Genomic DNA, 19925 nt, shown 5'->3' on the forward strand with positions numbered 1-19925 from the left:
GACAGTGAATAGATACCCGACTTATTAAACAAGTCGGGTATCTGGGTATTACGTTTTTTAAGGTTGAGTTACTTACTACTTTTGATAACGAGTATTCATATTAATGCGATCGCTCAACTGTCGTAAGGTTTGCATTAAACTTTTATCAGTTTCCTGAAGTTGGGTAATTTTTTCACAACTATACATCACCGTTGTATGGTCTTTCCCGCCAAATTCCTCCCCAATTCTTGGTAAACTTAATCCTGTATATTGACGCATTAAATACATTCCAATTTGTCTAGCCCAACTAATTTCCCGACGGCGAGAACTACCTTTTAAATCTTCACTAGAAAGATTAAAAAACTCAGCCACCACATTTAAAATAACTTCTGGTGTTGCTTCCGTTTTTTGGCTAGAAGTGCTTAAAACAGGGGTAATACTTTCCACCGTCATAGGTAAACCCCAAATAGAAATATAAGCCAAAGCCCGAATTAACGCCCCTTCCAATTCTCTAATATTAGAAGTATAATTATAAGCAATATATTCAACTACATCTATAGGTAAACGAATATTTTCATATTCAGCTTTTTTCTGTAAAATTGCCATGCGGGTTTCTAAATCCGGCGGTTGAATATCGGCAATTAAACCCATAGAAAACCGCGAACAAAGACGCTCTTGTAAACTCGGAATTTGATAAGGAGGACGATCAGAAGCAATGACAATTTGCTTTCCTGCCTCATGTAAAGTATTAAAAGTATGAAAAAATTCCTCTTGAGTATATTCCTTACCTTCCAAGAATTGAATATCATCAACTAATAAAATATCAGCAGCCCGGTAATGTTCCCGAAAACTCTGCATACTATCATTACGAATTGCAGTAATTAAATCATTAGTAAACTGCTCAGTGGAAACATAAAATATTTTAGAATCAGGATAAATTTCCCAACGATAATTACCAATAGCTTGCATTAAATGGGTTTTTCCCAAGCCCACACCACCGCATAAAAATAAAGGATTAAATTCCCTACCGGGATATTCTGCCACAGCTAAAGAAGCAGCATGAGCCATTCTATTATTAGCGCCAACCACAAATCTAGAAAAAACGTACTTAGAATTTAACTCTGTACTTTTTTGTTGATTTTTGGGAACATTTGATTGAATAGTATTAGCTGCTGGAACTTCCCAATTAACATCTTGTTGATTTAACCCAGAAACTTCATCACCTTGAACAGCAGTAATGTAAATTACTACAGGATAACCTAAAATATCCTGCACCACACGCGCAATAGTATTGATGTAATACTTTTGCAACCAGTTTCTCGCAAATAAATTAGGCGTAGATATAACTAAGCAATTATTTTCTAGCTGTACTGCACTAGCTGTTTTAATCCAAGTTTCAAAGGTAGGACGAGATAACTCTAACTGTAAACGCTCTAACACCTGATGCCACAGATTGTCTAGGGTAAATTCCATCATCTACTACCTTTGCTGCTAATTGCCACAATAGAAGAAGATATGAGCAAACAATTATTGTCCGCATTCAGCTATCAGCAGTCAGAAATCAGCTAAAACTAAGTTGGTGACTGAGTTTTTAGCTTTTTGAATCAAGTAGACTGATACGAAAAGCAATCTGTAATTTAGTCTATCAACGCTGATCATTTATTTATGAATGCTGATAGCTGTTTACTGACGGCTGAATGCTTATTATTTAACTTTAAACTGTAACCATTCTGGTTGAACCCAGGTAGCTAATATCCTACCACCTAGCGACTAACACGGAGAAAAAATAACATCATGAAGACAAATCATTATCATCTAGCTTTCCAAGATATTGATACTAAGGGTTTGATCCAGCACGGAAGACGGAAAATCAGAGGTTGGATGTTAATCACTGGGTTGTCCGCATTATTTCTTAGTAGCTGCTCTAACTTAAATAATAGAATCTTAGAAGCGCAACCAGGGACAAATCAAGTAGAAAAGACTACAAACACAACTGTAGGAATTGTGCCTCCTGCAATTATCGCATCTTCTGGCGACCCTAATTTTGTTGTCAAAGTAGTACAAAAAGTAGGTGGTGCGGTAGTTCGCATTGATTCCGCTAAAACAGTCACATCTCAAATACCAGCAGAATTTTCCGATCCATTTTTCCGCAGATTTTTTGGTGATAGAATACCCCAGCCAAGGGAAAGAGTAGAAAGGGGTAGTGGTTCTGGATTTATTATTAATTCCTCTGGACAAATTTTAACTAATTCTCATGTCGTAGATGGAGCAGATGAAGTTACGGTAACACTCAAAGATGGGCGAACTTTTGAGGGTAAAGTATTAGGAGAAGACCCAGTTACAGATGTGGCAGTCATTCAAATTGATGCTAATAATTTACCAGCTATAGCTTTAGGTAATTCTAATATATTACAACCAGGTGAAGCGGTAATTGCTATTGGTAATCCTTTAGGTTTAAATAATACAGTTACTTCAGGAATTTTGAGTGCTACAGATCGTTCTAGTAGTGATATTGGTGCTAGTGATAAACGAGTAGATTATTTACAAACAGATGCAGCAATTAATCCTGGTAACTCTGGTGGTCCACTACTGAATGCTCGTGGTGAAGTCATAGGAATGAATACAGCGATTATTCAAGGCGCTCAAGGTTTAGGATTTGCAATTCCTATTAATACCGTGCAAAAAATTTCTCAAGAATTAATTAGCAAAGGTAGGGTAGATCATCCTTATTTGGGTGTACAAATGGTGGCGCTGACACCAGAAGTTAAGGAAAGAATAAATACTAGATTTGGGGATAAAGTTTTAGTTGCAGAACAAGGAGTTTTATTAGTTAGAATTGTTCCAGAATCACCAGCAGCCATTGGTGGACTCAGAGCAGGGGATGTAATTCAAAGTATTAATAATCAACCTGTAACTAAAGTGGAAGAAGTGCAAAAATTAGTAGAAAATAGTCAAGTTGGTAGTCCTCTACAGGTTCAAGTAGAACGCAATGGAACAACTGTTCAATTAATAGTTAAACCTGCACCTTTACCCATTAGAGGTGATAGGTAATAGTTGACAGTAATAAGAGTAGGGGTAATTCATGAATTACCCCTACACAAGAATCAAGTTTTTAGTTCTATTTTACAGGAGTTTGCAAAATGACCGATAAATCATCAATTATTCAATTAGGTAATCCTAAATTACGTGAAAAAGCAGCTTGGGTGGAAAATATTCAAGATGAGAAAATTCAAAAATTAATTGATGATTTAATAGCTACAGTTGCTCAAGCTAATGGTGTGGGAATTGCTGCACCACAGGTAGCTGAATCACTACGTTTATTAATTGTTGCTTCTCGTCCAAATGCCAGATATCCAGATGCACCAGAAATGCAACCAACAGCAATGATTAATCCGCAAATTATTAGTCATTCAACCGAGGTTGTCAAAGGTTGGGAAGGTTGTTTAAGTGTTCCCGGAATTAGGGGTTTAGTTCCCAGATATCAAACAATTGAAATTGAATATACTGATAGAAATGGAAATTTACAACAACAAGAATTAACTGATTTTGTGGCGAGAATTTTTCAACATGAATATGATCATTTAGAAGGTATGGTATTTTTAGACAGAGTAGAATCTACTGAAGAATTAATGACTGAAACTGAATATCAACAACGGATAGTTAAAGCAGAGAAGAGTTGATAATTTTCCATGAATTTAATAAAAATCCCCGATATTCTATTTGAAAAAATCGTAAGCATTCAGGAATAGAGTGATCAGATCCCCGACTTCTTTTATGAGCTTGTCAATAAATTGTGAATTGATTGCAGAAGTCGTGGATCTCGGTATCAACAAGTGCTATTGTGGAATACTTATAAACAATCAATAAATGATTTATCTTTGTGAAGAATCGGGGATATAATTTACCTTAATTTTATCAACAAATTATCAACAACTATTTTCTAAATCTACAGGACTTACGCAAAAGGGAAAGAAAGTAGGGGTAATTGATGAATTACCCCTACGCAAGAATAAGGTTTTCAGTCACATCTTGCGTAAGTCCTATCTAGATATAGCTGGGAAAATTGGTCATGGATAAAGCGTGTCATTTTTCTGATTTTTACCAAGATTGTGATAAATTATGCCCCGAAATCAACGCCAAATACAAGCCCTACTACATAAGGTTGAGTTTGAATTATAAAAAACCTCTACCAGTAGTAAGAGGAAATAATGACTAAAATTAGAGTAAATTAAAAGGCTTATTGAAGATTCTCTAATTTATAGGAGGTTGATTGAATATGCCAAAAATTACTGATTTTGTAGAAGATGCCGGCGCTCCTGGAATTATCGTCGGAATTGGTGCTGTTTTACTTGCACCTGTGGTCATTCCTGTTGTTGCTGGAGTGGGTAAACCCATAGTTAAATCAATAGTTAAAGGTGGTATTGTTGCTTACCAAAAAAGCAAGGGAGTTTTTGCTGAATTGGGTGAAACTTGGGAAGATATCGTCGCTGAAGCTAGAGCAGAAATAGCAGAAGAACAACACACACTAGCATTTGAAACTGCTTCGGAAAATCAACATAATTCCTAATAATTCGTAATTCGTAATTCGTAATTGAATTATGAAGTAAGAATTCAGGAGTCAGGAGTCGTAGGGGCTAAGCATTCGGAAAATAACCTGTGATAAAAATTAATAATTGTTCGCCCGAATGCTGATGCTTCCAGCACGCTTCGCGAACGCCCGTACAGGAGTCAGGAGTCAGAAGTCATAAGTCATAAGTCATAAGTTGTTCTTTTAGATTTTGGATGCAAAGATTTTGAATTGTATTGATAAACTCTAATCTAAAATCTAAAATCTAAAATCTAAAATTTTCCTCCTCATCTACCTGTTCCCTATTCCCTGACTCTGATAAAAATTTATAAATCAAGTTGGACGCTATATGTTAAAAATTACAGATAAAGCAAATTTAAATAAATCCTTTAATCCCATTGCTACAAAAATTGTCAGTGATACTCCAGGAAGACTCAGGTTAAGAGTTGCACCGGAAAACCGTAAAGTTGAGAAAATGCAACATATCGCCAATTTTTTAACAGCACAACCTCACATTAGTCAGGTGAGAACTAATATTCATCATGGTAGTATTTTGATTCATCATGATCATCAAACTGGTACTTTATCAGAAATTTTGGAAACACTGAAAGATATAGGCATAATTTTTACAGATATTACCCAAGGTCAAACTGAAGCAGCATCGGGAATATCTCATGCAGTGATTGATTTAAACCAACGAGTTGAACGTGCTACAAATGGTATTGTAGATTTGCGTTTTCTGTTTCCCTTGGGACTTGGTACTTTAGCAGTAAGACAGTTAATCATTAAGGGTTTACAATTAGAAGTAATCCCTTGGTATGTTTTAGCTTGGTACGCTTTTGATAGTTTCTTGAAATTCAATACAGGTGACAGGTGACAGATTTGAAAATCTTTTGATGTCGAAATTTTATCGTTAATTAGTTGACTAACTGTTCCCTGTTCCCTGTTCCCTGTTCCCTTCTTTAAGCAAAAATGCTGAAATTTGGCGCTGTAAAAGTTTATCCTGAATCTTAGCACCTTTGCCAACAGAAATTATGAAAAAGCTGATTAATCAACCAGAAGCATTTGTTAGGGAAAGTTTAGCAGGTATGGCTGCTGCTCATACTGGTTTAATTAAGGTAAATTTTGAGCCAACTTTTGTTTATCGAGCAGATGCACCTGTAAAGGGTAAGGTAGCAATTATTTCCGGTGGTGGTAGTGGACATGAACCAATGCACGCGGGTTTTGTGGGGATGGGAATGCTTGATGCTGCTTGTCCTGGAGAGGTTTTCACGTCTCCCACTCCTGATCAAATGTTAGCCGCCGCACAGCAGGTTGATGGGGGTGCGGGTATTATTTATATTGTGAAAAATTACAGTGGCGATGTAATGAATTTTGAAATGGCTACGGAGTTAGCCAGAAGTGAGGGTATCCGTACATTAAATATTATTATTGATGATGATGTGGCAGTGAAGGATAGTTTATATACCCAAGGAAGAAGGGGTGTGGGAACAACGGTACTGGCAGAAAAAATTTGTGGTGCAGCGGCAGAAAAAAGCTATGATTTACAGCAGATAGCTGATTTGTGTAAAAAAGTAAATCTGCATGGTCGTAGTGTGGGGGTAGCGTTAAGTTCTTGTACAGTTCCTGCTAAGGGTACACCAACTTTTGCTTTGGGGGATGATGAGATAGAATTAGGTATTGGCATTCATGGAGAACCAGGAAGAGAACGGGTTTCTATGATGTCAGGGGATGAAATTACTGAAATTTTATGGCGATCGCTCTTTGATGATACTGCCTATTGTCGCACGGTGCGGGAATGGGACGAAACCAAGGAAGAATGGCAGGATGTGGAACTATTAAATAAACCGTTGCAAAAAGGCGATCGCCTCTTAGCTTTTGTTAATAGTATGGGTGGGACTCCGATTTCTGAACTTTATCTTGTCTACCGCAAACTAGCAGAACTTTGTCAGATGGAAGGACTGGAAATAGTGCGTAATCTAATTGGACCCTACATGACATCATTAGAAATGCAAGGTTGTTCCATCACGCTGCTGAAGTTAGACGAGGAAATGTTACAGCTATGGGATGCACCAGTTAAAACCGCAAGTTTACGCTGGGGAGTTTGAAATGGTTACTCAGGTGCAAATTTTTCAATGGTTATATGTATTTGCTTCTGTTATTGAGAAACATAAAGAAGAATTGACGGAATTAGATGCAGCCATTGGTGATGCTGATCATGGTATCAATATGGATAGAGGTTTTAAAAAGATCAGCACTATCTTACCGAGTATTGAAGGGAAGGACATCAGCAGTATTTTGAAAACTGTCAGCATGACTTTAATATCTAGTGTGGGGGGTGCAAGTGGTCCTTTATATGGAACGTGGTTTTTAAGAGCGAGTGCTGTAACTGCGGGTAAGCAAGAATTAACTGAAAAAGATATGTTGAATTTACTCCAATCTGGCTTAAATGGAGTTGTTGAACGAGGTAAGGCGCAATTAGGAGATAAGACTATGGTAGATGTGCTGTATCCCGCCGTGACTTCTTTTGAAAAAGCTGTAAATGAAGGTAAGGGTAGTGTGGAAGCTTTGCGGATGGCTGTAACTGCCGCGGAACAAGGGTTAAAGGATACTATACCGATGTTAGCAAAGAAAGGCAGAGCAAGTTATTTAGGCGATCGCAGTATCGGACATCAAGATCCGGGAGGAACTTCTGCTTATTGGATGTTGCGGAGTTTGTTGGAAGTGGTGGAAGGTTCGAGGGCGAAAAAATAATGAGTGCCATTATTGGCATTTTTCTCTTGACCTTTAAAATATATATGCTATGATAATAATCGCTTTGGTTAAGGACGTATAGCTCAGTTGGTTAGAGTACATCGTTGACATCGATGGGGTCACTGGTTCGAATCCAGTTACGTCCATGTTTTTTATTTTACTGTAATTATATCTGCCCTTTGCTAGTGTTGATGAACAATACTAATGTATTCTTGAATCAATCAATGTCATGACCATGTAATGGTTAAAATATAAAATTCTATTTTCATGCAGCTTAAATCACACAATGTCACAGTCTGGACTACTTGAACTAGCACATCAAAAGCTTCACTGGCCGACTCCAAAAGAAATTTTGGAGCCATCTGGTGCTGGTCCAAGTGTTTATGCACGAATCGCTAGAGAAAAATTAGGTAGAACTATCAGCAAACTTTCAGATGGTCATGGTGTGCAAATAGGAGTGCTGGCGGCAAATTCTCAAGGGGATTCAACAGAAACACCCATTGCTTTAGTGTGCGATTTTCCAGGAGAAGTATCAGAGGAAACATTAAAGAAAACTTATAGACTTGCTTGGAGTTTTTCTCGTACACCGTCACTCATTACAACAGAACCTAACCGATTAAGAATTTGGACGTGCTATGAAGAGCCTCCAAAAGAAGATGATATTATCAAGCCTGTAGTTAATGTTTCTAAACAGGAAATTGAGTCATTTAATCAGTTATCTCTTTCCGATCAAGCTGCTGAAACTTTGCGTTTACACTGGGCTGATCTAGTATCCGGTCAATTTTTCCAAGAACATAGTCAGCGATTTCAACGTAGTCAAGCTGCTGACCAAATGTTATTGAAAAATCTAAAAAGTGTACGTGAAAGACTTCAACAAAATGAACTTGATGATGATACTATTCATGATTTATTAGCAAGAATTATTTTCATTCAATTCCTTTTTGATCGTCAAGAATCTAAAGGTAATCCCACTTTAAACACAAATTTACTAGATTATTTATATCAAATTGGAGAATTATCGGCTAAATACTCTCATTTAGCTGGCATATTAAGAAATCATAGAGATACTTATAAATTTTTTCGTTGGCTTAATAGAAAGTTTAATGGTGATTTATTCCCAGGTAAAGGAAATACTCCAGAAGAAAGAGAAATTGAATGGCAAACAGAAGAACAAAAAGTTAAAGAAGATCACCTAAATATACTTGCTTATTTTGTCAGTGGTAATGTACACATGAAAACTGGACAAGTAAGCCTATGGCCATACTATCATTTTGATGTTATACCTTTAGATTTTATTAGCAGTATATATGAAGAATTTGTCAGTAAAGAATCTGGCACAGGAGTTCATTACACACCAGAACATATAGTTGATTTTGTACTAGATGGTGTTTTACCTTGGGATAGTGAAGAATGGGATATGAAGATTCTTGATCCTGCTTGTGGTTCAGGAATTTTTATAGTTAAAGCATTCCAACGTTTAATTTATAGATGGGAAAAAGCTCATCGAAAAATAATTCAACCAAGTGATTTAAAAAATTTACTACAAAACAATTTATTTGGTGTTGATGTAGATGCTCAAGCTGTAAGAGTGGCATCTTTTAGTCTGTATTTAACCATGCTAGATAAAGTTGAACCTCAATATTATTGGGAGAATGAGTTTCGCTTTCCTAGATTACGTGAACGTCAATTAATTGCTGCTGATTTTTTTCAAGAAGATAAAGAAGGTTTTCGTTCTGTTCAGGATGCTGGTAAATATGATTTAGTCGTAGGTAATGCACCTTGGGGTAAAAATACTATAAAAGAATCTCTATATATAGATTCTTGGAAGAATAGACCAGAAAATCGCCAATGGAATACCTCTTATGGTAATATTGCTCTTTTCTTTTTACCAAAAGCTGCTGCTTTAACCAAACCTGGTGGACAAGTAGCAATGATGCAACCTGCAATGGCTTTGATTTTTAATCAAAATAAACCTGCTAAGAGCTTCCGTAACACTCTCTTTTCAGAGTTCAAGATTGAAGAGATAGTTAATTTATCTGCATTACGTTTTGGACTTTTCAAAGATGCTATTTCTCCAGCTTGTATTATCACAATGTCAATTACACCTCCTGATGGTGAACCTTTGACATACATTTGTCCCAAGCCAGTAATGCCTAATCAAGATGACTATCATATAGTAATTGAACCATACGATATTAATGTAATTTACCCCCAAGAGGCGATATCAAATCCATTAGTTTGGACAGCTTTAATGTGGGGAGGGAGACGTGATTTATCCTTAGTCAGAAGATTAAATCAAGAATCAAGTCTTGAAAAACTTAAATCTAATGGTATTGCTAAAACTCGTCAAGGTGTGCCAAAAGGTGATAGGAAAAAATTGGAAAACAATCTAATAAATAAACGAATTTTGAAATCAACCAAATTTATTAACCAAAGTTTTATCTACCTAAATGCTCAAAAACTTCCTATAAATGATGATCCATACATTGACTCTGGTACAGGATTGAGTAGTCTATCTGCGTTTCAACTGCCACAAATGATTTTAAAGCTCAGTTGGCAGAAAAAAAGTGGTAGATTCCGTTCAGTAATAATTAGTCCTGATAATACAAATCAAGGAATTATTTGCTCTGAAAGTTATGTGAGCATACATATTCCTGAAAGTTATATTTCACAATTGAATGCTGCTTGTCTAGCATACAATAGTAAGTTAGCTGTCTATTATCTACTACTTTCTAGTGGTCGTTTTGCCTCTTATATCCCAGAAGTTAATGTAAATGATTTACTGCGTGTCCCAATACCTGAATTATCAGTAGGAGATTTGCAGAACATAAAAACAATTGATGATATAGATGAGCGTATACGACAAGCTTTTGAATTCAAAGATAGTGAATGGGTGCTAATTAATGATTTATTCAACTACACTCTACCAGACTTTAAAGGAGATGGTGCTTCTCCAGGACGCAAAATAACTCACCGTGTAGATAATAGTCAATCTCAGAATAATACTGAACCTGAACTTACTGCATATTGTGAGTATTTCTTGCGAGTTCTTAAAGCAGGATTTGGACAAGATAAACAAGTTTGCGCCACCATTTTTCAGGAACAAAATAACAATATTTTTCCTGTTCGCTTAGTCGCAATTTATCTGAATAGACCTGATTGTTATGGTGTACATATTGAACCTATTGACTCCCCTAATTTAATAGAAATATTGGAGAAATTAAATAAATCATATTTGAAAACAGGAAGTATAGAAAATGGTGACATCTTTTATCAGCGTGTTGCCAAAATTTATGATTCAGTAGAATTGAATGGAGTAAAAATTCCTACTATTTATTTAATCAAACCTGACAAAATTCGTTATTGGACTCGCTCTATGGCTTTAAGAGATGCTGATGAAGTAGCCGCAGATATTATGACTTAGATATTAGATATATATCAAATGAACTAAATTCAAACACAAAATATTAGTAGTACAGGAGTTAAATTTTGGTTAGAAGACGGCAGACAATTTCAGAATTAAGATGGCCAGAGACAGATGAATTCATGGCAATTTCTAAGGATTGGTGTGAAACAGCATCAATCAATATACTTACTTTCGTATGGAAAGGATATGATTTATTACTAAAGGAGGTACTCTCAGAAATTGATTGTAGTCAAGCTGAAGATGATATTGAAAGAGATATTACTCAACTGCTTGAGCCAGAAATTCACAGCGTTATGACAGGGGATGAGCCATATTATGTTCAACATGGTTCTTATGAAAGGGAAACTCGTCAAGTTGCACCAGCACAACCAAAAGAGTATGACATTGCATTTATTCTTAGGGCTAATAGAAGGATTATATGGCCTTTAGAAGCTAAAGTTTTGAAAACAGATGGCGCAGTTGGTGAATATGTAAAAGAGATAAATGACAATTTTGTAACTTGCCTGTATGCACCCTTTTCTTATGAAGGAGGAATGCTGGGTTATCTTTTTTCTGGTGATCCTGACAAAGCTTTTACCAATATTGCAAAAAAAGTACCATGTACATTAAATGATCATCCAGATTTTCCAGATCGTGATCACAAAACCTCGGATCACCAGCGAATAGTTCCTCCAGAAAAATCATATCCGATTGATTTTAGATGTCACCATTTACTATTCAAAATAATTGCTACGCCTACTAATAGTATATCTTCAGTTGAATAAATTTAAAACCTAGTCACGAGTTTTCAGTGATAATCTAGAACCACGCCAACCACGACTTCTAACATTGGCTTTTTGCTCTTGTGCTTCGATAATAGGTTGTAGAACTCGATAAACCTCGTTATCATTGGGTTGATCATCTTGTATTTCCAGCATATATGTCTTTTACAAACATAGTTGTATTGTACTGTATCGGAGGACAATTAATTTGTCAAGTCTGGCAAAAGTTGGAAAAATGGGGATTTTCAATATAGGACAATTAATTTGTCAAATATCTAAATTCGGACAGTTCTTTTGTCAATTAATGTTGAAGGGGCTAAATATAGGTTAAAATGACAAAACCCTTACTGTGTAAGGGTTTAGGAGTTAATATTTTTGTGGACATTAATTTGTCAAGTGGTCAAATAATTTCGCACTCAACCCCCACCATGAACAAAATCATATTTCACCTCGCCTTCCCTGTCACCAACATCCCCCAAACCAAAGCCTTTTATGTCGACGGTTTAGGCTGCATCCCCGGAAGAGAAAACCCCCACGCTTTAATTCTCAACCTTTACGGACATCAATTAGTTGCCCACATCACCAAAGAACCTTTAACACCTCAAAAAGGCATTTATCCCCGACATTTCGGTTTAATTTTCACCCAAGAAAAAGACTGGCAACAATTACTAGAAACAGCCAAAATTAAACAACTGAATTTTCGAGAAGAACCCAAAAACCGTTTTCTTGGGTCTCCTCTAGAACATCACACTTTCTTTTTAGAAGATCCTTTTTATAACTTAATGGAATTTAAATACTATCGTTATCCAGAAGCAATTTTTGGTAGTTCTGAATATACAGAAATTGGTGATAGGTAATTGGTAATTTGGTGACTGGTGACTGGTGACTGGTGACTGGGAGGATGAATAACCCAATGCCCAATGCCCAATGACTAATAACTAATGACTAATGACTAATAACTAATAATTAATTGGTTCATCTAATGCTGCTGCTACTACTTTAAAAGTCCTTTTATCTGTTAACATCCAAGGATGCAGGGCAACGGGTAAAATAACTTCTTTACCAACAGATATTCTTGAACTTTCCGCAGGTAAAATCATTAAATCATAAGGTGTCCAAATAGATGTAAAATTTAACTTATTCAACATTTCTACATCAGAATTTAAATCATTTAAAAAATCACTATTAGGTTGCATTTGTAAAGCACCCTTTAACCAAGTTAAATATGCAATATTTGTTCCCCGATGGGGTGAGGAAATGGTAATAAACCTCTTTACCTTTTCTATTCCTCCCAATCTTTGAATATAATAACGGCTGACTATTCCCCCCATACTAAAACCCACTATATCTAATGGTTGTTCTGGTGCAAAGTTCATGTTTACATAATCTGCTACTTGCTGTGCTAAATTATCTAAAAGCTCAGAACCGTTATTAGGAATTAAATCAAGTGTACAAACTACCATACCTTGCTTTCCCAGGTAACGCGCCATTTTGTTGAAAACCGCCCCAGTATCATTAATTCCGTGTACCAATAAAACAGGATTACGCTTGTTTGCTTTATCATTCATAGTAATACTTTTGAAATAGGTTTGTAAAAAATTGTCAGTATTCATCAAATCAGATTTGAGTTATTTCTGTAGAAAATATAACCAAGTATCAGAGCTATCAACCCAGAGGCTATGACAGTTTTTGCAATTAACCAATGTTGTTAAATTTTGTTAAGGAATATCTCAGAATCTTGCTTATAGATACGGTAAGATTTAATAATGATTTCGCTGGTCTTCATCAGTCGCTAATAGTTGTAATGAAGTCATAACAATTGGCCTATAGAATGACTACAAGGCGATTTAGTAAAAATCCCTAAAGTTATTACTGCTTATTACCGCAATGATTATGGCAACAAAATGTAAAATTATTTTGAAATAATTTACAATTATGGTGATATGACAAAAATTTAAAAACAGGAGAAATTGTCATGTTTGGATTTATCAAAAATTTAATCGGTGGTATTCTTGGCTTCATCGGTGGGTTATTTGGCAAAAAAGATGAATACTACTTGGAACTAAAAGAAGAAGTTGGAGAAACTACACCAGCAGCAGCACCCGTAGCACCAGCAGCAGTAGTAAAAGCAGAACCCGCTCAAGCACCAACCCCCAAAGCAGAACCCGCTCAAGCAGCAAAAGCAGAACCCGCAAAACCCGCAGTAGCAACTGAAACAAATTTTGCAACTAAATATTTAATTACTCCATCTTCTGGTGGTCGTCGTCGTCCAGGTGCGAACATGAGTAGTTTTCTGGATATGGCAGGTCAAGTGAAAGTACCTGGATAAATCAATTTTGGATTTTGGATTTTGGATTTTGGATTTTGGATTTTGGATTTTGGATTAATTAACTTGTTTAATATAGAATATATTGCTCGTAGTGAGGACTTTAGTCCTCAAAATCAGGGCTGAAGCCCTTACTACAAACACAAAGACAAATCCTACCTTTAATCCAAAATCTCCAACTTACCGATTTATCAATTACTTGACCAGTTTTTCAGAAACACAATGCCACTGTACAACTGAAAAGCTGCATCCCAATTAGTATTTTCCCTCCTAAATAATTGAATATGATTTAATTAATGTAACGGCGGTTTGATAGTCTTTACGTTCAAAGGCGGCGATAACTTCTTCCAACATGACTTTATATAAACTTAAATGAATTTCTCACGCCTAGAGCGTCGATTCAGTAATGCTAGGTAATCTGTTTTTACCTTGTAGGGGCGAAGCATTCGGACAGAATATCAATGGTTTTAGCGATAGGTTATCACCCGAATGCTTCGCCCTGACGATTAATGAATCGGTGTTCTAGAAGTAAAGACACAAACAGCGCTATCTTTATCTTGGTGCGTGAGATATATCATTTATACCCACATTCGGCAAATTACATTCACTTCTGAATAATTATCACAAAGTATTGCGGTTTATGCCTCACAAGCAGCCGTAATCAAGGATAATGCTACAATTGGGGCAGTGACAGCGCGGAGAATACGACAACCCAGGGAAACAGGCTGAAATTTTGCTTTTATAGCCATTTCAATTTCCTTATCTGTCCATCCTCCTTCTGGTCCTGTGGCAATGACAATTTCACCTATATTTTCACCTATATTTTCACCTACAATTTCACCAGAGAGGTTATTTAGCACTTTTGTTAAATGTGGATAATTTCCCCGCGCTTCACAAATATAACGCTTATAACGCTGATTTGCTGCACTTGCATTTACAGCGGTGCTAAAAGCTACAGGTTCTAAAATGGTAGGGACAAAAGCACGCTCTGACTGTTCCGCTGCTTCAGCAGCTATGCGTCGCCAACGTTCTAATTTTTGGGGACTGGGGTTGATGAGGGTGCGATCGCTCAAAACTGGTACAATACAAGTTACACCTAACTCAGTACAACAACGGACAACATCATCAAAACCATTTCCTTTTGGTAAAGCTACCATCAAAGTTATAGATACAGGTAACTCTGTTTTCACTTCCAGTAATTCTAAAATCTCTCCTGTTTCTCCTTTTAAATGGGTTAACCACCATTTACCCATACCATCCATTGCGATAAATTTATCTCCATCTTGTAATCGCAAAACTCGCAATAAATAATGTTGTTGTTGGGGTGTTAATAAAATTTTTGTCTCTTGAATTTGGGAAATTTGAATTGTGATCCTTTGCATTTTGAATTATATTTTGTTGAGGTATAGATTTTAGTAGAATGAAACTAAGCTGGAAAATAAAAAACCTTTTGTTTGTAAATATTATAGTAATTGTAGTATTTTTAATAGGATTAATGGCTGTATTTCCTACACCAGTCATAGCTGAGGAAAATACACCAGACTGGAGTTATGCAGGTGCAGCAAATCCTACTCATTGGGGAGAAATCAGTTCTGAGTTTGCGCTTTGTGAACTAGGAAAAAATCAATCTCCCATCAATATAAATCATGCAATAGAAGGAACTCCTATTAAAATAGAGTTTAACTATCAACCCACACCTTTATTAGTTGTTAATAATGGTCATACTGTCCAAATCAATTACAACCCAGGTAGCACTATGAAAATTAACGATGAGGAATATGAACTCATCCAGTTTCATTTTCATACACCTAGCGAACATACTATTAATAATAAAGCATCTGCTCTGGAAATGCACTTGGTACACCGCAATGTTAAAAACCAATTAGCAGTTGTGGGAGTGATGATGAATCAAGGTTCAGCTAATCCCTTAATTGATCAGATTTGGCAGCATATTCCCGCAGTGGGAAAAATCAATGACATTGAAAATTATACGATTAACGCTGCCAATTTACTACCTAAAAATAAAGATTTTTTCAGTTATATCGGTTCACTAACTACACCACCATGCAGCGAAAATGTCAAATGGAATGTACTAACAGAAACAACTCAAATTTCTGAAGAACAAATTGCAGCTTTCCAAAAATTATATCAAGTAAATGCTCGTCCAGTACAACCAATCAATGGTAGAAAAATAGAATTTCACCCCTCATAGGTTAGTTATTATTTGTGGATTTTTAGGGTTAATAATTCAGGAGTCAGGCGGGAAATTCCCACCTGTTCAGAAATCAGAATGTGTGAATAATCTGGAGATGATTAAAATTTCCTTAACCAAAGTAATTAGGTTCGTTCCCTGGTTTCCATTTAATATTGCAACCCACACTAGGAATTTGTTCACTGGTGACAGCTTGATCAACTAAAACGGCTTCAATTGCTGCGCGTAAATCTGCACCTGTTACTGGTTTATTATTACTAGGACGGCTATCATCTAATTGTCCGCGATAAACTAATTTTCTTTCTTGATCAAATAGGAAAAAATCAGGTGTACAAGCTGCTGTGTAAGCTTGTGCTGTTTCCTGGGTTTCGTCGTAGCAAAAGGGAAATTTAAATCCCAACTCTGTGGACATTTCTTTTAAGGATTCAGGTGCATCATTTGGGTAGTTTTGAGCATCGTTAGCACTAATAGCAACTATTCCCAAATTACTATTAAAGTAATCTTTTCCTAAATTGGCTAATTCTGTTTGGATATGCTTCACAAATGGACAATGCCGACAAATAAACATCACTAATAATGCTTTTTTATCTGCAAAATTAGCCAGTGAAATATTTTCTCCAGATACTACTTCTGGTAGATGAAATTCTGGTGCTTTAGTACCTAGAGGTAACATTGTTGAAGCAGTTAAAACCATAGATTCCCCTTTGCTTAATGCTAACAACATACCATAAATTTTTTGCCCACATTCCCAAATTAAAAAGACGAGAATTTTCCCGTCTCTCTAGTTTATCAATTGTTATGTAAGCTGTTATGTAAGCAGATTTTAATTATTTTCTACAGGCTTTTTAAAATTCCGATAACACCGTGTCCTGTGAATACTTCTAAGGCTATCAGAGAAATGAAACCAATCATAGCTAAACGACCATTGAGTAATTCTGCATAAGGTGTAAAACCTGTGCGATCGCCTTGTTCGTCTACATATACTTTAGGTTCAACTGCAAAGTTATTCATTTTGCCTTGATCGTCAATCATAGAACCGTTTGTAGCCATTATGTTATCTCCTTAACTTTTCTCTATATTAAGAACTGTAACAGATAAATTAATTTTTGTAAAGTATCTGAATATCTGGGATATATGTATGATCATCCAGAGAGTTTGATTTCTCTACCTTCTCATCAATCAACTTGCTAACTGGTTAATTGCTATCTTTATTAAAAACCTTAATTTTGAGTAGTTATGGATAAATTTAGAGTAGAAGTTATTGCCAAAACACCAAACCCCCAACAAGTCATTTATGCTGCGATGCACCAAGACTATACAGACGGGTTTGTATATGATCAGCGAGACAAATGGCCTACCGAGTCCAAATGTGGTGAAATTATCGTCAAGCAACTCCTAGCAGGAGAAAGAGGACATTACGGACCATTAGAACATCCGCAAATAATGTTTAACTGTGGTTACTTTCCTCATAGCGTCATGCAGCAAGCACGCACACACAGGGTAGGTATATCATTTGATGTGCAATCTTTTCGGTATACTGGCAACCAGTTTATTGAAGTGGTAGAAGGTAAAAAAGACATAGAAGATGTTTTCTACTTACGTCCTGTGGGCTATTACACAGATAGACAAGGTAAAAAATATTATTATTCACCAGAAAAAAGAGCAGCAGACTTACAATGGTGTTTAGAAGCTGCAAAACAATACAAAATTGACTTTGAAGCAGGAATGTCTGAGGAACATATCAGAGGTAAAATGCCTTTTGATTATCGTCAGCATTTTGTTGTGAGTTTTAATGTCAGGTCTTTCTTACATTTTGCTGACTTAAGAAATAAGAAAGATGCTCAACTAGAAATTCAAAAGTTATGTGAATTAATGTGGCCTCATTTTGAAGAATGGATTCCTGCAATAGCTGAATGGTACAAAAAATCTCGCTTGGGTAAAGGCAGATTAGCACCTTAAAATCAAAGATGGATAGATCCCCGACTTCTTGAAGAAGTCGGGGATCTGATTAATGATTAACTATAGCAAGGTATAATTATTTCGCAGTAATTTTAGACTTTGTAAAATTGTTATTGTTCACGTTCTATATTATAATTCGACAGTAAAATAGCGATCGCACACCTTGATCAAGGTAAGGCTGTTATTCCAGTGTGGTTAGATGTTATTTATCAAAAATTGAATCAAAAATTAATTAAGTAAGGATTTAGAGAATCTATGCAACGAAAAAACACAAGTAAATCGCAGTCTAAACCTCGTCGTATAATTAACGAAAGATACTGGTTAAAAGATGATGCCAAAAAAGGAGGAATGGCTAATGTTTATAAAGCGCGTGATCTAGAGTCTGACGAAGAAGTGGCATTTAAGTTTTTTGAAAATCGTAATTTAGATCAAGAAATTTTAGCTGAATCATATAAACGTGAAAAACAATCACTGAATGAATTAGAACACGACCATATTGTTAAACTTATTGATGATGGCAAAGATGAAGAAACCGGTCATGAGTTTCTTGTCCTTGAGTGGATGGAAAAAAATTTATCTGAGTATTTACAAGAAAATTCTTATAAAGATAAAGGTTGGGATGATTTTTGGCATGATATAGCTTTACCTATACTAGAAGCTCTGGATTTTGCTCACCGTCGCCAAATTGTTCACCGTGATATTAAACCTAGTAATATTCTCATTAGTAGTCATAGCAAAATTAAACTTGCTGACTTTGGCATATCTAAGTTTAAGAAATATCTCGAACCTAGTCGTACTGTTTTAGCATCTGGAAGATGTGAACCTTATACACCTAAACCCAATGAACATACAGGGGGAATATATGACTATAAGAGAGATGTTTATAGTTTCGGAGTATTAGTTCTTTATTGCCTAACAGATGTAGAATTAGCAGATTATGATGATATTTCTAAATCTCTTAATCAACTTCAAGTTCCAGAAGAAATAAAAGAAATTATTGAAAGCTGTGTTTCTTTTAATCCAGAAGATAGACCAGATACGGCGGAAATCCTTTTGGCAGATTTGAAAGTTGCTCAGAAGCAAAAAGAAACTCCAGATACACGCAAGAAAGAAACTTGTTATGTTGATTTTGCCAATAAAGATTGGTCACAGAAAGCTCAACATATTCTGCAAGTAAATTCTTTACAAGAGGTTCGTCAAATTATTCTGGATGACTGCAACTTGTATTGGAATCGCTAGAAAAGAATATAAAGATGTTGATTTTGATTTGTGCATTATAGATGAAGCCTCAAAAGCAACAGTAACAGAAGCTCTTGTTCCTATCTCAAAAGCCAAACGTGGAATTTTAGTCGGAGATCCTAGACAACTCCCACCCTTTGCAGATGAAGTTAAGAAGGAGGAGTAACCTATTATTGGGAACATCTTGGAATGTTAAACAATCCTGAATATAGTTATAAGTGGGAAAAAAAGAAAAATTGGTATAGAAAAAATGATATATTACCTTATGATGAAGAAGGTGTTGGTAAAAATGGGGTTTTAATATTCAGTGAAGACGATTATACCAATGACAGTCCTTATGGTAGTATTAATTCCCAAAAAATTCATCAATTAATTGAAAAGATTTTTGGCAACCCTTAAATGATTTGTTTCAAATATCTTGTTGATTAAGAGTTTAAATTGTTAATTAATTCTTCTATAACTGAACTTTTATCTTCTTCCGATAAATAATCAAAAACTTTTTTAACAATTTCTGGAGACGCATTTTGAGCAAACCAATCTTCACTAGGATTATCTTGAATATTCAAAAAATACTTTAGACCTGTCCGAAATATATAACGGAAAAATGGTAGAACGGTAAATGGAAAATATACCGTGGTTCTACCAAAGATGAAAAATATTACCAATTATATACATATGTACCCAAAACGCGCTAGGGGTAT

22 protein-coding genes and 1 tRNA gene are annotated in these 19925 nt (G+C 35.7%); 16 read left to right on the forward strand and 7 right to left on the reverse strand.

What is annotated here, in order from left to right; genetic code table 11:
* Positions 1–75 precede the first annotated feature (75 nt).
* Complete coding sequence (gene dnaA / locus FFR48_RS06905) at positions 76–1452, reverse strand: chromosomal replication initiator protein DnaA (protein WP_137666847.1); 1377 nt, start codon at positions 1450–1452, stop codon at positions 76–78.
* Positions 1453–1773: 321 nt separating this feature from the next.
* Between dnaA and FFR48_RS06910 the strand changes: the two genes are divergently transcribed.
* The 9 genes from FFR48_RS06910 (at position 1774) to FFR48_RS06950 (ending at position 11491) form a co-directional block, all read left to right on the forward strand.
* Complete coding sequence (locus tag FFR48_RS06910) at positions 1774–3030, forward strand: HhoA/HhoB/HtrA family serine endopeptidase (protein WP_137666832.1); 1257 nt, start codon at positions 1774–1776, stop codon at positions 3028–3030.
* An 89-nt stretch (positions 3031–3119) separates the two neighbouring features.
* Entirely contained in the window at positions 3120–3659 is a 540-nt protein-coding gene (def, locus tag FFR48_RS06915; RefSeq protein WP_137666833.1) for a peptide deformylase, read from the forward strand.
* 596 nt (positions 3660–4255) lie between these two features.
* Complete coding sequence (locus FFR48_RS06920; protein WP_096571568.1) at positions 4256–4546, forward strand: DUF5132 domain-containing protein; 291 nt, start codon at positions 4256–4258, stop codon at positions 4544–4546.
* A 349-nt stretch (positions 4547–4895) separates the two neighbouring features.
* Positions 4896–5423 carry an HMA2 domain-containing protein gene (locus FFR48_RS06925; RefSeq protein WP_137666834.1) on the forward strand — a complete coding sequence of 176 codons (528 nt, stop codon included), beginning with the start codon at positions 4896–4898 and terminating at the stop codon, positions 5421–5423.
* A gap of 157 nt (positions 5424–5580) precedes the next feature.
* Positions 5581–6654: a dihydroxyacetone kinase subunit DhaK gene (gene dhaK / locus FFR48_RS06930; protein ID WP_137666835.1), complete on the forward strand. Its 1074-nt coding sequence runs from the start codon at positions 5581–5583 to the stop codon at positions 6652–6654.
* 1 nt (position 6655) lies between these two features.
* Positions 6656–7300, forward strand: coding sequence for a dihydroxyacetone kinase subunit DhaL (gene dhaL, locus FFR48_RS06935; RefSeq protein ID WP_096571562.1), 645 nt, complete (start codon positions 6656–6658; stop codon positions 7298–7300).
* 72 nt (positions 7301–7372) lie between these two features.
* Positions 7373–7446: transfer RNA gene (locus FFR48_RS06940), tRNA-Val, on the forward strand.
* A 140-nt stretch (positions 7447–7586) separates the two neighbouring features.
* Positions 7587–10724: an HsdM family class I SAM-dependent methyltransferase gene (locus tag FFR48_RS06945; protein WP_137666836.1), complete on the forward strand. Its 3138-nt coding sequence runs from the start codon at positions 7587–7589 to the stop codon at positions 10722–10724.
* Between the two features lie 122 nt (positions 10725–10846).
* Positions 10847–11491, forward strand: coding sequence for a hypothetical protein (locus FFR48_RS06950; protein WP_236104015.1), 645 nt, complete (start codon positions 10847–10849; stop codon positions 11489–11491).
* A 9-nt stretch (positions 11492–11500) separates the two neighbouring features.
* Here FFR48_RS06950 and FFR48_RS06955 read toward each other — a convergent pair whose 3' ends face one another.
* Positions 11501–11644, reverse strand: a complete 144-nt coding sequence (locus FFR48_RS06955) for a hypothetical protein (protein WP_236104016.1) — start codon at positions 11642–11644, stop codon at positions 11501–11503.
* A 272-nt stretch (positions 11645–11916) separates the two neighbouring features.
* Between FFR48_RS06955 and FFR48_RS06960 the strand changes: the two genes are divergently transcribed.
* Positions 11917–12345, forward strand: coding sequence for a VOC family protein (locus FFR48_RS06960; protein ID WP_137666838.1), 429 nt, complete (start codon positions 11917–11919; stop codon positions 12343–12345).
* 102 nt (positions 12346–12447) lie between these two features.
* Here the strand turns inward: FFR48_RS06960 and FFR48_RS06965 are convergent, their stop codons facing one another.
* Entirely contained in the window at positions 12448–13056 is a 609-nt protein-coding gene (locus FFR48_RS06965; protein ID WP_137666839.1) for an esterase/lipase family protein, read from the reverse strand.
* A 407-nt stretch (positions 13057–13463) separates the two neighbouring features.
* On the opposite strand from FFR48_RS06965, the gene FFR48_RS06970 reads away from it, so the two are divergent.
* Positions 13464–13817 carry a hypothetical protein gene (locus FFR48_RS06970; RefSeq protein ID WP_096571556.1) on the forward strand — a complete coding sequence of 118 codons (354 nt, stop codon included), beginning with the start codon at positions 13464–13466 and terminating at the stop codon, positions 13815–13817.
* 635 nt (positions 13818–14452) lie between these two features.
* Here FFR48_RS06970 and FFR48_RS06975 read toward each other — a convergent pair.
* Positions 14453–15196 carry a 16S rRNA (uracil(1498)-N(3))-methyltransferase gene (locus tag FFR48_RS06975; RefSeq protein ID WP_137666840.1) on the reverse strand — a complete coding sequence of 248 codons (744 nt, stop codon included), beginning with the start codon at positions 15194–15196 and terminating at the stop codon, positions 14453–14455.
* A 68-nt stretch (positions 15197–15264) separates the two neighbouring features.
* On the opposite strand from FFR48_RS06975, the gene FFR48_RS06980 reads away from it, so the two are divergent.
* Complete coding sequence (locus tag FFR48_RS06980) at positions 15265–16026, forward strand: carbonic anhydrase (protein WP_236104017.1); 762 nt, start codon at positions 15265–15267, stop codon at positions 16024–16026.
* Positions 16027–16138: 112 nt separating this feature from the next.
* On the opposite strand, the gene FFR48_RS06985 is transcribed toward FFR48_RS06980, so the two are convergent.
* Both FFR48_RS06985 and FFR48_RS06990 read right to left on the reverse strand, forming a co-directional pair.
* Positions 16139–16720 (reverse strand): thioredoxin family protein, encoded by a 582-nt coding sequence (locus tag FFR48_RS06985; RefSeq protein ID WP_137666849.1) that lies wholly within the window; start codon positions 16718–16720, stop codon positions 16139–16141.
* A gap of 140 nt (positions 16721–16860) precedes the next feature.
* Positions 16861–17076: a CAB/ELIP/HLIP family chlorophyll-binding protein gene (locus FFR48_RS06990; protein WP_137666841.1), complete on the reverse strand. Its 216-nt coding sequence runs from the start codon at positions 17074–17076 to the stop codon at positions 16861–16863.
* 186 nt (positions 17077–17262) lie between these two features.
* On the opposite strand from FFR48_RS06990, the gene thyX reads away from it, so the two are divergent.
* The 4 genes from thyX (at position 17263) to FFR48_RS07010 (ending at position 19623) form a co-directional block, all read left to right on the forward strand.
* On the forward strand, positions 17263–17985 hold the full coding sequence (thyX, locus tag FFR48_RS06995) for an FAD-dependent thymidylate synthase (RefSeq protein ID WP_137666842.1): 723 nt from the start codon (positions 17263–17265) through the stop codon (positions 17983–17985).
* Positions 17986–18240: 255 nt separating this feature from the next.
* Positions 18241–19224, forward strand: coding sequence for a serine/threonine protein kinase (locus tag FFR48_RS07000; protein WP_137666843.1), 984 nt, complete (start codon positions 18241–18243; stop codon positions 19222–19224).
* Entirely contained in the window at positions 19196–19390 is a 195-nt protein-coding gene (locus FFR48_RS07005) for an AAA domain-containing protein (RefSeq protein WP_137666844.1), read from the forward strand. The genes FFR48_RS07000 and FFR48_RS07005 overlap by 29 nt, the downstream gene beginning before the upstream one ends.
* A 23-nt stretch (positions 19391–19413) precedes the next feature.
* Positions 19414–19623, forward strand: coding sequence for a hypothetical protein (locus tag FFR48_RS07010; protein ID WP_137666845.1), 210 nt, complete (start codon positions 19414–19416; stop codon positions 19621–19623).
* Positions 19624–19649: 26 nt separating this feature from the next.
* On the opposite strand, the gene FFR48_RS29315 is transcribed toward FFR48_RS07010, so the two are convergent.
* A complete protein-coding gene (locus FFR48_RS29315) occupies positions 19650–19889 on the reverse strand; it encodes a hypothetical protein (RefSeq protein ID WP_236104018.1) in 240 nt (79 codons plus the stop codon).
* Positions 19890–19925 lie beyond the last annotated feature (36 nt).

Source organism: Sphaerospermopsis reniformis, assembly GCF_005402885.1.
Classification (GTDB): Bacteria; Cyanobacteriota; Cyanobacteriia; order Cyanobacteriales; family Nostocaceae; genus Sphaerospermopsis; species Sphaerospermopsis kisseleviana.

Excerpts from the sequence above, each read along its gene's own strand:
- dnaA (WP_137666847.1), bottom strand. The coding sequence starts at position 1,452 with ATGGAATTTACCCTAGACAATCTGTGGCATCAGGTGTTAGAGCGTTTA.
- FFR48_RS06910 (WP_137666832.1), top strand. The coding sequence starts at position 1,774 with ATGAAGACAAATCATTATCATCTAGCTTTCCAAGATATTGATACTAAG.
- def (WP_137666833.1), top strand. The coding sequence starts at position 3,120 with ATGACCGATAAATCATCAATTATTCAATTAGGTAATCCTAAATTACGT.
- FFR48_RS06920 (WP_096571568.1), top strand. The coding sequence starts at position 4,256 with ATGCCAAAAATTACTGATTTTGTAGAAGATGCCGGCGCTCCTGGAATT.
- FFR48_RS06925 (WP_137666834.1), top strand. The coding sequence starts at position 4,896 with ATGTTAAAAATTACAGATAAAGCAAATTTAAATAAATCCTTTAATCCC.
- dhaK (WP_137666835.1), top strand. The coding sequence starts at position 5,581 with ATGAAAAAGCTGATTAATCAACCAGAAGCATTTGTTAGGGAAAGTTTA.
- dhaL (WP_096571562.1), top strand. The coding sequence starts at position 6,656 with ATGGTTACTCAGGTGCAAATTTTTCAATGGTTATATGTATTTGCTTCT.
- FFR48_RS06945 (WP_137666836.1), top strand. The coding sequence starts at position 7,587 with ATGTCACAGTCTGGACTACTTGAACTAGCACATCAAAAGCTTCACTGG.
- FFR48_RS06950 (WP_236104015.1), top strand. The coding sequence starts at position 10,847 with ATGGCAATTTCTAAGGATTGGTGTGAAACAGCATCAATCAATATACTT.
- FFR48_RS06955 (WP_236104016.1), bottom strand. The coding sequence starts at position 11,644 with ATGCTGGAAATACAAGATGATCAACCCAATGATAACGAGGTTTATCGA.
- FFR48_RS06960 (WP_137666838.1), top strand. The coding sequence starts at position 11,917 with ATGAACAAAATCATATTTCACCTCGCCTTCCCTGTCACCAACATCCCC.
- FFR48_RS06965 (WP_137666839.1), bottom strand. The coding sequence starts at position 13,056 with ATGAATGATAAAGCAAACAAGCGTAATCCTGTTTTATTGGTACACGGA.
- FFR48_RS06970 (WP_096571556.1), top strand. The coding sequence starts at position 13,464 with ATGTTTGGATTTATCAAAAATTTAATCGGTGGTATTCTTGGCTTCATC.
- FFR48_RS06975 (WP_137666840.1), bottom strand. The coding sequence starts at position 15,196 with ATGCAAAGGATCACAATTCAAATTTCCCAAATTCAAGAGACAAAAATT.
- FFR48_RS06985 (WP_137666849.1), bottom strand. The coding sequence starts at position 16,720 with ATGGTTTTAACTGCTTCAACAATGTTACCTCTAGGTACTAAAGCACCA.
- FFR48_RS06990 (WP_137666841.1), bottom strand. The coding sequence starts at position 17,076 with ATGGCTACAAACGGTTCTATGATTGACGATCAAGGCAAAATGAATAAC.
- thyX (WP_137666842.1), top strand. The coding sequence starts at position 17,263 with ATGGATAAATTTAGAGTAGAAGTTATTGCCAAAACACCAAACCCCCAA.
- FFR48_RS07000 (WP_137666843.1), top strand. The coding sequence starts at position 18,241 with ATGCAACGAAAAAACACAAGTAAATCGCAGTCTAAACCTCGTCGTATA.
- FFR48_RS07005 (WP_137666844.1), top strand. The coding sequence starts at position 19,196 with ATGACTGCAACTTGTATTGGAATCGCTAGAAAAGAATATAAAGATGTT.
- FFR48_RS07010 (WP_137666845.1), top strand. The coding sequence starts at position 19,414 with ATGTTAAACAATCCTGAATATAGTTATAAGTGGGAAAAAAAGAAAAAT.